This is a genomic window from Natronospira sp., assembly GCF_007134575.1.
Taxonomy (GTDB): Bacteria; Pseudomonadota; Gammaproteobacteria; order Natronospirales; family Natronospiraceae; genus Natronospira; species Natronospira elongata.
In genome coordinates this window covers 1-11,271 of the sequence record NZ_SLKM01000305.1, presented here as the reverse complement: position 1 = coordinate 11,271, position 11,271 = coordinate 1, and the positions used below count along the sequence as shown (strand labels likewise).

Annotated in this window: 12 protein-coding genes; 10 read left to right on the top strand and 2 right to left on the bottom strand. The window is 62.7% G+C overall.

Features of this window, described 5'->3' with window-relative positions:
* The 9 genes from ACJWXQ_RS12300 to ACJWXQ_RS12260 all read left to right on the top strand — a co-directional run.
* On the top strand, positions 1-689 hold a 689-nt coding region (locus ACJWXQ_RS12300; RefSeq protein WP_406672915.1), incomplete at its 5' end, for a pyridoxal-phosphate dependent enzyme.
* Positions 686-1,528 carry a tryptophan synthase subunit alpha gene (gene trpA, locus ACJWXQ_RS12295; protein ID WP_346049851.1) on the top strand — a complete coding sequence of 281 codons (843 nt, stop codon included), beginning with the start codon at positions 686-688 and terminating at the stop codon, positions 1,526-1,528. The genes ACJWXQ_RS12300 and trpA, both read left to right, overlap by 4 nt.
* Positions 1,525-2,388 (top strand): acetyl-CoA carboxylase, carboxyltransferase subunit beta, encoded by an 864-nt coding sequence (gene accD / locus ACJWXQ_RS12290; protein ID WP_346049853.1) that lies wholly within the window; start codon positions 1,525-1,527, stop codon positions 2,386-2,388. Before trpA ends, accD begins: the two co-directional genes overlap by 4 nt.
* 22 nt (positions 2,389-2,410) lie before the next feature.
* Positions 2,411-3,745: a bifunctional tetrahydrofolate synthase/dihydrofolate synthase gene (gene folC, locus ACJWXQ_RS12285; protein ID WP_346049855.1), complete on the top strand. Its 1,335-nt coding sequence runs from the start codon at positions 2,411-2,413 to the stop codon at positions 3,743-3,745.
* 21 nt (positions 3,746-3,766) lie between these two features.
* Entirely contained in the window at positions 3,767-4,450 is a 684-nt protein-coding gene (locus tag ACJWXQ_RS12280) for an SPOR domain-containing protein (protein WP_406672914.1), read from the top strand.
* 91 nt (positions 4,451-4,541) lie between these two features.
* On the top strand, positions 4,542-5,033 hold the full coding sequence (locus tag ACJWXQ_RS12275) for a CvpA family protein (RefSeq protein WP_346049859.1): 492 nt from the start codon (positions 4,542-4,544) through the stop codon (positions 5,031-5,033).
* Between the two features lie 43 nt (positions 5,034-5,076).
* On the top strand, positions 5,077-6,588 hold the full coding sequence (gene purF / locus ACJWXQ_RS12270) for an amidophosphoribosyltransferase (RefSeq protein WP_346049861.1): 1,512 nt from the start codon (positions 5,077-5,079) through the stop codon (positions 6,586-6,588).
* A 10-nt stretch (positions 6,589-6,598) separates the two neighbouring features.
* Positions 6,599-7,813: a DUF4147 domain-containing protein gene (locus ACJWXQ_RS12265; RefSeq protein ID WP_346049863.1), complete on the top strand. Its 1,215-nt coding sequence runs from the start codon at positions 6,599-6,601 to the stop codon at positions 7,811-7,813.
* On the top strand, positions 7,813-8,463 hold the full coding sequence (locus ACJWXQ_RS12260) for a tRNA isopentenyl-2-thiomethyl-A-37 hydroxylase MiaE (RefSeq protein ID WP_346049865.1): 651 nt from the start codon (positions 7,813-7,815) through the stop codon (positions 8,461-8,463). Before ACJWXQ_RS12265 ends, ACJWXQ_RS12260 begins: the two co-directional genes overlap by 1 nt.
* On the opposite strand, the gene lpxH is transcribed toward ACJWXQ_RS12260, so the two are convergent.
* Positions 8,455-9,189 (bottom strand): UDP-2,3-diacylglucosamine diphosphatase, encoded by a 735-nt coding sequence (gene lpxH / locus ACJWXQ_RS12255; protein WP_346049867.1) that lies wholly within the window; start codon positions 9,187-9,189, stop codon positions 8,455-8,457. The genes ACJWXQ_RS12260 and lpxH overlap by 9 nt on opposite strands.
* A 5-nt stretch (positions 9,190-9,194) precedes the next feature.
* On the bottom strand, positions 9,195-9,815 hold the full coding sequence (locus tag ACJWXQ_RS12250; RefSeq protein ID WP_346049869.1) for a peptidylprolyl isomerase: 621 nt from the start codon (positions 9,813-9,815) through the stop codon (positions 9,195-9,197).
* A 116-nt stretch (positions 9,816-9,931) separates the two neighbouring features.
* Between ACJWXQ_RS12250 and gltX the strand changes: the two genes are divergently transcribed.
* Positions 9,932-11,271: glutamate--tRNA ligase (gltX, locus tag ACJWXQ_RS12245; protein WP_406672913.1), on the top strand; the 1,340-nt coding region annotated here is incomplete at its 3' end.

The following is an 11,271-nucleotide window of genomic DNA, read 5'->3' as shown; positions in this document are numbered from 1 at the left end:
TGAAGGATGCCCTCAATGAAGCCATGCGCGATTGGGTGGCAAACGTGGACGACACCTTTTACATCATCGGCACCGTCGCTGGCCCCCATCCCTATCCCATGATGGTGCGGGATTTCCAGTCAGTCATCGGCGAAGAGGCCCGGGAGCAAATGCAGGCCGATGCCGGTGTGCTGCCGGATGCCGTGGTGGCCTGTGTGGGTGGCGGTTCCAATGCCATCGGCATTTTTCACCCCTTCCTGGACGATGACCAGGTCGCCCTCCATGGTGTGGAAGCGGCAGGCGACGGGGTGGAAACCGGTCGTCACGCGGCGCCATTGAGCGCCGGTCGGCCCGGGGTGCTGCATGGCAATCGAACCTATCTGATGACGGACGAGGATGGGCTGATCATTCATACCCATTCCATTTCCGCCGGCCTCGACTATCCCGGCGTCGGTCCCGAACACGCCTGGTTGAAGGACGTGGGGCGGGCCGAATACGGTCATGTGACCGACCGAGAGGCCCTGGATGCCTTCCATCGCCTCAGTCGCACGGAAGGCATCATGCCGGCGCTGGAATCGGCTCACGCCGTGGCCCATGCCATCAAGCTGGCGCGACGCCTCGGCAAGGGCAAGCATGTGCTGGTGAACCTCTCCGGGCGAGGTGACAAGGATATGCACACGGTCGCCGCCGAAGAGGGGGTGTCGCTGTGAGCCGGATCGAAGCACGTTTCAAGACCCTGAGCGCGGCCAATCGGGCCGCTCTGATCCCCTACATCATGACCGGTGATCCGTCACCGGATGAGACCGTGGCCGTCATGCATGGCCTGGTGGCGGGGGGTGCCGACATGATCGAGCTGGGCATGCCTTTCTCCGACCCGGTCGCTGACGGCAGTATCATTCAGGCTGCCGGCGAGCGGGCCCTGGCCGCCGGTCAACGCCTCAAGCACAGTCTGGCTGCGGTTCGCGCCTTCCGGGAGACAGACCAGGACACGCCGGTCATCTTCATGGGCTACCTCAACCCGGTGGAAATCATGGGCACTGAGGCCTTTGTTCAGTCTGCTGCGGAGGCGGGGGTGGATGGTCTGCTATTGGTAGACTCCCCACCCGAGGAATCCGCGGAGCTGGCGCCGGCGGTGCGCGAGGCCGGTATGGACATGATCTTCCTGGTGGCACCCACCACCAGCGAGGTCCGTCGTCGCCGAATTGCGGAGCTGGGCAGCGGTTTCGTTTATTATGTGTCCCTCAAGGGCGTGACCGGGGCCGGCGGACTGGATGTGGACGCGGTCGCCGAGAGCCTCGCCGGTTTGCGGCAGCACACCCAGCTGCCACTGGGCGTGGGCTTTGGCATCCGTGATGCCGACAGTGCGGCCGCCGTGGGGCGGGTGGCCGACGCCGTGATCGTTGGCAGCGCCCTGGTGGAACATCTTCATGCAGCGGCGGGGCAGGGTGAAGAACCGGCCCGGGCCGCTCGTCAATTCATCGAGCCTCTGCGCGAGGCCCTGGACGGGGCGCGTAGTGGCGGCAATGCAAAGGACGTGGCCTTGTCATGAACTGGTTCAAGCGACTCGTTCCCTCCCGTATCAAGACCCAGGGGCGCAGCCGTAGCGTGCCGGAAGGGCTGTGGACCAAGTGTCCGGCCTGCGATTCGGTGCTCTATCGTTCCGACCTGGAGCGCAATGAGCATGTCTGCCCCAAATGCGGCCATCACATGCGCTTGCGTGCCCGTCGCCGTCTGGAAATGTTTCTGGATGCGGACTCCGCCGCCGAGTTGGCGGATGGGGTGGAGCCCGTGGATGCCCTCAAGTTTAGGGACAGCAAGAAGTATCGTGACCGCATCGTCCAGTCGCAGAAGAAGACCGGTGAGAAAGATGCCCTGGTGGTCATGAAAGGTCGGCTCAAGGGCATGCCCGTGGTCGCCTGCGCCTTCGATTTCGCTTTCATGGGCGGCTCCATGGGTTCGGTGGTCGGTGAGCGCTTCGTCCGTGCGGCCACCGCTGCCTCGGAGGCCAATTGTCCTCTCATCTGCTTTACCGCCAGTGGTGGCGCCCGCATGCAGGAAGCCCTGCTGTCTCTGATGCAGATGGCCAAGACCAGCGCTGCGCTTGCGCGCTTGTCCGAACAGGGCGTTCCCTTCATTTCCGTACTCACTGACCCCACTACCGGCGGCGTCAGCGCCAGCCTGGCCATGCTGGGCGACCTCAATGTCGCCGAACCCAAGGCCTTGATCGGTTTTGCCGGTCCCAGGGTGATTGAACAGACCGTGCGCGAGACCCTGCCGGAAGGCTTCCAGCGCAGTGAGTTTTTGGTAGAGCATGGGGCGGTGGACATGATCGTGGATCGTCGCGAGATGCGCCAGCGCCTGGCCAATGTGCTGGCCATCATGACTCGCCAGCGCCTGACCCAGGTCTGATCGGCCGGGGCAGTTGCGGGCAATGAAACCAGCCGGCCAGCCTGCTCCTACCGCGCCCGGCCCCAAGGCCGGATTGACGCAGTGGCTGCGCTGGCTGGAAGGCCTGCACAGCAGTGCCATCGACCTGGGTCTGGAGCGTCTTCGGCCGGTCTGCCAGGCCATGGGGCTCGACCGTCCTCCCTTTCGTGTTCTCACCGTGGCCGGTACCAATGGCAAGGGCTCATCGGTGGCAGTCGCCGCAGCCCTGCTGACCGCTGCCGGACATCGCGTGGGCAGCTATACCTCGCCCCACCTGATCGATTTCAACGAACGTATCTGTATTGACGGCCTTCCGGCCTCCGATGCCGAGATCCTCCAGGCCTTTCAGGCCGTGGAGGCCGCCCGTGGCGCCATCAGTCTCAGTTATTTCGAATACACCACCCTGGCCGCGCTGGCGATCTTTCGACAGCGCGGGGTAAGCCATGCCGTGCTGGAGGTCGGCCTGGGAGGCCGTCTCGATGCGGTCAATGTCATTGATGCCGATGTGGCATTGCTGACCCGGGTGGCACTCGACCATGCCGAGTGGCTCGGTAACGATCTTGCCGGCATTGCCCGGGAGAAGGCCGGTGTCTGTCGGCCGTCCCGACCCGTTGTGGTGGCGGACCGAGATGGACCTTTGGCCGAGGCAGCCCGGGAAACGGGCGCGCGGCCGCTGCTGCTTGGGAAGCGTGACTTTGTCTGGGGCCAGGACGGAGATAGCTGGTTCTGGGAATCCAACGAAGCGCGGCTGGATGGGCTCGGGCTCGAGCCCTGGTGGCATATGCCCTGGCAGCGGGCCAACGCGGCCGCGGCCATGCAGGCGGTGTCGTTGCTGGCGCCGGAGGTTCTGGCCGATGCGGGGCGGGTCCGTCAGGTCCTGTCCACGCTGCAGCCCCCCGGCCGGGTTCAACGACTGGCCGGCCAGCCCGAAACCCTGCTCGATGTGGCCCATAATCCGGATGCCGCCCTGGCCTTGATGGATTATTTGCGTGCCCGACCCGTGAATGGGCAGACCCGGGCCATCATTGGTATGCGCGCGGACAAGGATATTGCTGGTGTGGTGACGACATTGGCCGGTGAAGTGGACGAATGGTGGCCTGCTGATTTGTCCGCTCAGGGGGGGCTCAGTGCCGAGGGCCTGGATCAGCGCATCCATGTTGCTTGTCCTGCCGCCCACACCCGAGTGAAGAATGCCGACCCGGTTGAGACCTGGCTCGCGGCCCGGGCCAGCGCCAACCCCGGCGACCGCTTGCTGGTGCTTGGTTCCTTCATGACCGTCGGCCCCGTGTTGCGCCAGGTCGATGCTGCGGGGCACACTGTGGGTATTGGCAATCGCTGATCGATTCGGGAGCGTACCGTCTTGGACCGCAAGCTTAAGGAACGCCTGATTGGCCTGGTGGTGTTGCTCACACTGGCGATCATCATCCTGCCCATGATGCTTGGCGGGCCAGAGGAGGGTGAGCGTTCGGTGCGTCTGGACCGCCCTCAGGATGAGCGGGAATTGCCGGTTACCCGGCTGGACCTGCGGGAGCGGGATGCCCGGGATGAGTCCCCGGAGGAGGACGATGATGATCTGTTTCGTCCAGAACCCGAGGAAGACGATGATGAGCTGGTCCAAGTGAGCCCGCTGGATGAGTCGGACCCCCGTCGGGCGGATGAAGGCGAGCCTGAATCCGAGCCTGAACCGGAGCCGGAGCCGGAACCCGAGCCGGAACCCGAGCCGGAACCCGAGCCCGAGCCCGAGCCCGAGCCCGAGCCGGAGGAGTCTGCCAAGTCCGAAGACGAAGCGGTCCCTGGTGCCCCTGCCGGCAGCGGCTGGAGTGCCCAGGTTGGCAGCTTTGGCGATCGGGAGAATGCCGAGCGCCTGATCGCCCAGCTGCGGGACGAGGGTTTTCAGGCCTTCATCATGCGCTATGAGCGGGATGAGCAGGTCTTGTATCGGGTCCGTGTGGGGCTGGAGACTGACCGGGAGTCGGCGCAGGGTCTGGCCAGGCGGATTGAATCCCAGACCGGCCATAGTGCCAGTCCCGTGCCCCACCCCTGAGGCTCTCTGATCTGGTAGAATTCCGGCTCGCGTCCGTCCGGCCTATTCGAGCCGGACTCTCGAGGGAAAGCGTGCGGGGATTGGATGGGGCATGGTCTGGGTCGATTACTTCATAGTCGCGCTTGTCATCATATCCGCATTGATCAGCCTCATGCGGGGCTTCGTCAAGGAAGCCATCTCCCTGGCCACCTGGATCATGGCTTTCTGGGTGTCCCTGACCTTCGTGGATACCCTGGATGCCATGCTGACGGGCACCATCGAGACGCCCACCGTGCGCTTGCTGGTCGCCTTCGCTTCCCTGTTCATCGTGACCTTGATCATTGGAGCCATGATCAATCACTTCGTCAGTCTGGCGGTCAAGAAGACCGGCCTGAGTGGCACGGACCGCATGATTGGCGTGGTCTTCGGCACTGCCCGTGGTGTGCTGGTGGTAGGCGCACTGGTCCTGCTGGGCTTGGTAACGGAAGTCAATCGGGATCCCTGGTGGAATGAATCGGTATTCATCCCCTTGATGGAACCCATTGCCACCTGGATGGCGGGATTTCTGCCCGACAACCTGGTCCAGGACCTGGATCTGCTTTGAGCGGCACACCCTTCTGAACATATCGTAAGTAGAGGAACTCGCCATGTGTGGCATCGTGGGGCTGATGGGTACTTCCCCCGTCAATCAGGCAATCTATGAAGCCTTGACCGTCGTCCAGCATCGTGGTCAGGATGCGGCAGGCATCATGACCTGTGAAGGAGAGAGGCTGTTCCTGCGCAAGAGCAATGGCCTGGTTCGGGATGTTTTCGAAACCCGGCACATGCTCCGGCTGCGAGGAAACCTGGGGATCGGTCACTGTCGTTATCCCACCGCCGGCAGTTCCAGCTCGGCGGAGGCTCAACCCCTCTATACCAACTCACCTTACGGGATTGCACTGGCCCATAATGGCAATCTCACCAATGCCACCGAGTTGCGGGATCTCCTGTACCGGGAAGATCTGAGGCACCTGAATACCGACTCGGATTCCGAGATCCTCCTGAATGTCTTTGCCCATGAGCTGCAGCAGGGTGGCAAGCTGCAACTGAGTCCCGATGATATTTTTTCCGCGGTGAGCGCGGTTCATCGTCGCTGTCGTGGGGGCTATGCCGCGGTGGCCATGGTGACCGGTTATGGTCTGGTGGCTTTTCGCGATCCCTGGGGAATTCGTCCCCTTGTCTTTGGCTCTCGCGAGACCGAGCATGGGCGGGAGTACATGGTGGCCTCGGAGAGCGTGGCCCTGGATGTGCTGGGTTTCGAGCTTGAACGGGACCTGGCGCCGGGCGAAGGCATCCTCATCGACATGGATGGCAAGCTCCATTCCCGCCAGTGTGCCGAGAAGCCTACGACCAATCCCTGCCTTTTCGAGTTTGTCTATTTCGCCCGCCCAGACTCCATTATCGACGATGTCTCGGTCTACAAGGCCCGTCTGCGCATGGGGGATACCCTGGCCGAGAAGATCAATCGGGAATGGCCCGATCACGATATCGATGTGGTCATCCCCATCCCTGACACCAGCCGTACCGCCGCACTGCAAGTGGCCTTCCAGTTGGGTGTGAAATATCGCGAAGGCTTCATGAAGAACCGCTATATCGGCCGAACCTTCATCATGCCCGGGCAACAGCAGCGCAAGAAGTCCGTGCGCCAGAAGCTCAATGCCATCGATCTGGAGTTCCGCGGCAAGAATGTTCTCCTCATCGATGACAGCATCGTGCGTGGGACAACCTCGCGTCAGATCATTCAGATGGCGCGAGATGCCGGGGCGAACAATGTCTATTTCGCCTCTGCCGCGCCGCCGGTCCGTTACCCAAATGTCTATGGCATCGACATGCCGGCGGCCAGCGAGCTGATTGCCCATGAGCGCAATAATGCTGAGATTTGCGAATTGATCGGCGCCGATCGCTTGTTCTATCAGGAATTGCCGGATTTGCTGGAGGCCATCCGTCGAGGCAATCCGGCCATCAAGGGTTTCGATACCTCGGTCTTTGATGGCCAGTACGTCACCGGTGATGTGAGTCCGGACTATCTTTCCAGACTGGCGCAGGAGCGCTCCGATGGCGCCAAGCAGGAGCGTGAAGCCAATTACCCGGGCGTGATCGATCTGCATAACTCGAATTGAAGATGCCGCCATGACTGCAGGACACAAGGCACCAAGAGATCTGCTGCTTCAGCTGTACCGGGAAGGTGTCGCCTGCATGAGCGGTCGTCGGCTGGTCCGAATGGCCCTGGAAAACGATCCGGAAGCACCGCCGACGCACTTGCTGGCAGTGGGAAAGGCATCCTTGTCCATGGCCGCCGGCGCTCTGGACTCCCTCTCCCGACCTCCCAGTCAGGCCCTGGTAATTCATCCCGATGATCAACCCGCCTCGGCCATGCCTTCCTGGGTTGAGTGCATTGCTGCTCAGCATCCCCTGCCCGGTGCGGGCAGTTTTCTTGCTGGCACTGCTGCCGAACGCTTCATTGATGAGCTGCCCACCGATGCCCGCCTGCTGGTGCTGATTTCCGGGGGCGGTTCCAGTCTGATGGCGGCGCCAAGAGACGGCGTCAGTGAAGAACAGTTGTTCTCCGTACACGAATGGTTGCTGGCGTCGGGATTGGATATCGTCGAAGTGAACCGGGTTCGCCAGGCCATTTCCCGGATCAAGGGCGGGGGACTGGCTCGTCGTCTGGGTGAGCGTGACGCCCGCGTGCTTTGTATTGCCGACATACCGCCGGGCATGGATGCGGCCCTGGCCTCCGGGCCATTCCTGCCACCGTTGGAGGGGGCACTGCCTCTGCTGCCTGACTGGGTCAGTATTCTCACTGCTCCTGTAAATCCATCTGGCGTGCCCCGAATCCCCCACCATCTGCTCGCCGATGCGGCCATATTTCGTGAAACCGTGGCCGATCTGGCCGGCCAGCAATCCTTGCCGGTGGCAGCATCACCCCGCTGGCTGGAAGGGGATGCCGCCGATGTGGGGCGGGAGTTGGCCGAAGCAATCCTTGCATCCGAGCCCGGTATATTCATCTGGACGGGGGAAACCACGGTGGAATTGCCCGCCACGCCCGGGCGGGGTGGCCGCTGCCAGCAGTTGGCCCTGGCGGCGGCGGATCGCATTGCCGGCGAGGACGGTTGCTACCTGCTGGCCTGTGGCAGTGACGGTCTTGATGGTCCGGAGGGTGATGCCGGGGCCGTTGTGGACGGCGGCACTGTGGCACGCGGAATGGAAGCCGGCTTGAGTATGGAGGATGCCTTGGATTACGCGGATGCCGGCCGGTTCCTGGCTGCCAGCGGGGACCTGGTGGACACCGGTCCCACCGGTACCAATGTCAATGATCTGATAATCGGTTTACGGACTCAGTAATGGCTCGCGAAGTTGATCCATCCCTCACCGAGGGCATACGGGAATTTCTGCCTTGCCCGACACCGGACGCCTGGGTGGCCGAGGCCCTGAAGCAGGAAGAAACCCTGCTGATCGATCATGCCCATTGCGAACGCAAGGCCGCGGCCACCGCCATGAAGCTCATGCATGACCATGCCGAGTGGGATGAGCTGCAGGACAAGATGTCTCGTCTGGCCCGTGAGGAGCTACGGCACTTCGAGCAGGTGTTGGCCATCATTCGTCGGCGTGGCTACCGCTATCGTCGCATTGCCCCGTCTCGTTATGCTGCGGGCTTGCGGGAGGGCGTGCGCGCCGGTGCTCGGGAGAAGCTGGTGGATCTGCTCGTCTGTGGGGCCTTCATTGAAGCCCGCTCCTGTGAGCGGTTCGAACGTCTGGCACCGGAGCTGGATGAAGAGATCGGCGGTTTCTATTATCGCCTGTTGCGGTCCGAGGCTCGGCACTTCAGGGACTATCTCCATTTGGCGGAACAGTTCAACCAGGCACCGGTGGACGATCGGGTTGTGGCGTTTGCCGAACTTGAAGCTCAGCTCATCACCCGGCCTGACTCTCAGTTCCGCTTCCATTCCGGGCCACCCCGGCCCGTTCAGGACTGCCGCCCGGCGCTACCGTGACTCAAGCGGGATCGTTTGAAGGTCGTACTGGCCGTCGCTGACACGCAGGACGCTGCCCTGTTCGTACCAGTCCCCGAGCACGATGCGCTGGGCGGGTTGGCCGTCAACTTCGATGTCGTGGATGGCAGGCCGATGGGTATGACCATGAATGAAGCGGCGGACACCGGCCTCCTTCATGGCTTCCTCGACGGCCTGCTTGTTCACATCCATGATTTCCATGGACTTTTCCTGGCCTCGGGCCATGCTCTCCGCTCTTGCACGCTTGGCGAATTCGATCCGTTCCGCTACCGGCTTGGATAGAAAATCCTGTTGCCAGGCCTCGCTGCGTACCAGCTCCTGGAACGCCATGTAGTCGTGATCATCCACGCACAGTGAATCGCCGTGCATGAGGAGTACCGGCTCGCCATGCAGATCAATGACGGTGGGGTCAGGCAGAATCTCGAAGCCACTGGCCCGGGCAAAGTCGTCGCCCACCAGAAAGTCCCGATTGCCTCGCATGAAATAACAGGGCACCCCGCTGTCGCTCAGGGCCTTCATGCCGGCCACCACTTCCTGATCGTGGGGGGGCATGGCATCGTCACCGATCCAGGCCTCGAAGAGGTCGCCGAGGATGTACAGCGATTCGGCTTCGCGAGCCTCCCCGTCGAGAAAATCCAGAAACAGTCCAGTGATTTCCGGGCGCGAGGGAAACAGATGCAGATCGGAGATGAACAGGGTGCTAGCCATCGTTTTCAGTCTTCCTCGTCGGATGCGTTATTTCTGTCCTGCAGCCAGGCCTCGGCCTCCTCGTAGCTCATGGGGCGAGCCCGGCGAATACGGACATCTTCCTCGGGCACATCACTGCTCAGATGTGCTCGGCCACCAGTGGGCAGGCCGGCAATCTCATCGGCCACCGACATCCCGGCCCGAACCCGACCGAATACCGCATAGCCCCAGCGGGTTGAACGTGGGTCCAGGCGGCTGTTGTCGGACAGGTTGATATAGAACTGGGCGCTGCCGGAATGGGGATCGGAGCCCCGTGCCAGGGCCACGGTCCCCCGCTCATTGCTCAAACCATTGCCGGATTCATTGGGAATCTGTTCCTCGCTGCGACGTTCCTCCATGTCCGGGTCATAGCCGCCGGTCTGAATCACGAAATCTTCTATGACCCGGTGGAAGATCAGGCCATCGTAGTGACCGGCCTCCGCCAGGCTCATCACATTTTCCGCGGTCAGCGGCGCGCGGGCGAAGTTGAGCTGGATCAGAATCTCACCACGATCGGTGTCCAGCAGCAGATGGTCGTTGAAGGCCACCGCCCGGGTCGGCAGTAGCAAGGCCAGGCCGATCACGATCAGCAACAGCTTGACGGGCATCTTCTCCTCCGATGGCAATTGCGAGGCCCCACATTCTAGCGGTTCTGGTCGCAAATTGAGCAATCCACCACCGACCGCTTTGTCCGCACCGGCCGTATCGGCTATGATGCCCCGCCATGAGCGACACAGCCCCCAACACGACCGTTACCCGCTTCGCCCCGAGCCCGACCGGCCATATTCACGTCGGCAACGCCCGGACCGCCCTGTTCAATGCCCTGTTCAGTCGAGGCCGCAGCGGGCAATTCATGCTTCGGGTGGAGGATACCGATCCGGAGCGCTCCCGCGATGAGTTTCTCCAATCCCTGATGGAGGATCTGCGCTGGCTGGGCCTGAATTGGCAGCTGGGGCACGAGGCGGGCGGTGACGCCGGTCCCTACCGTCAGTCCCAGCGTCAGTATATCTACGAAGATTACTTCCAGCGTCTTCAGGCGGCGGGCCACAGCTATCCCTGCTTCTGCAGCCGGGAGCGCCTGGAGCGTTTGCGTGCCGCTCAGCGTGCCTCGGGGCAGCCGCCGCGCTATGACGGGGCCTGCGCGGGTTTGTCCGAGGCTGAGGCGCGCGGCAAACTGGAAGCGGGTGAGCCGGCCACCTGGCGGTTCCGGGTCAAGGCGAATGAGACGGTGTCGTTCGAGGATTTTGTTCGCGGCCCGCAGCAGTTTCGGACCGATGAGATCGGGGATTTCGTGATTCGCCGCACGGATGGGACTCCGGCCTTCTTTTTCAGCAACGCCGTCGATGACGCCCTGATGGGCGTCACCCATGTCATGCGGGGTGAGGATCATCTCACCAACACGCCCCGGCAGTTGATGCTGCTCAAGGCCCTGGACCTGCTCACCCCCGAGTACGGCCATTTGCCCCTGATTGCCGACAGCGACGGCGGCCCTCTGTCCAAGCGGGCTGGCAGCCTCGGCATTCGCCAGTTCCGGGACGAGGGCTATCTGCCTCTGGCGCTGCTCAACTACATGGCTCGCCTGGGTCATCGCTATGACGACGAAGAACGGCTTCGGAGCCTGGATGAGCTGGCGGCGGATTTTGATCCAGGGCGGATCGGCAAGGCACCGGCGCGTTACGACGCCGGGCAACTGCTCTATTGGCAGAAACAGGCGGTGGCTCGCCTGAATGGAGAAGAAGCCTGGCAATGGATGGCCGCTGCCGTGGCCGACGCGGTACCGCCGGGCAAGGCGCGGGCCTTCGCCGAATTGATCAGGCCCAATTGTGTCTTCCCGCGTGACGCCCGCGACTGGGCCCACCGGCTCTTTGATGATCTTGACCCCATGCCGGCTGAGGCCGTGAGCGTTATCGAGGAGAGCGGGCGCGAATTTTTCGAATCGGCACTGGATGCTCTGGAGTCGGCGGGAACTGACTACCAGTCCTGGGTGGATCGCATTCGCCAGCTCACCGGTGCCAAGGGCAAGAAACTCTTCCTGCCCTTGCGCGCGGCACTTACCGGGTCGCG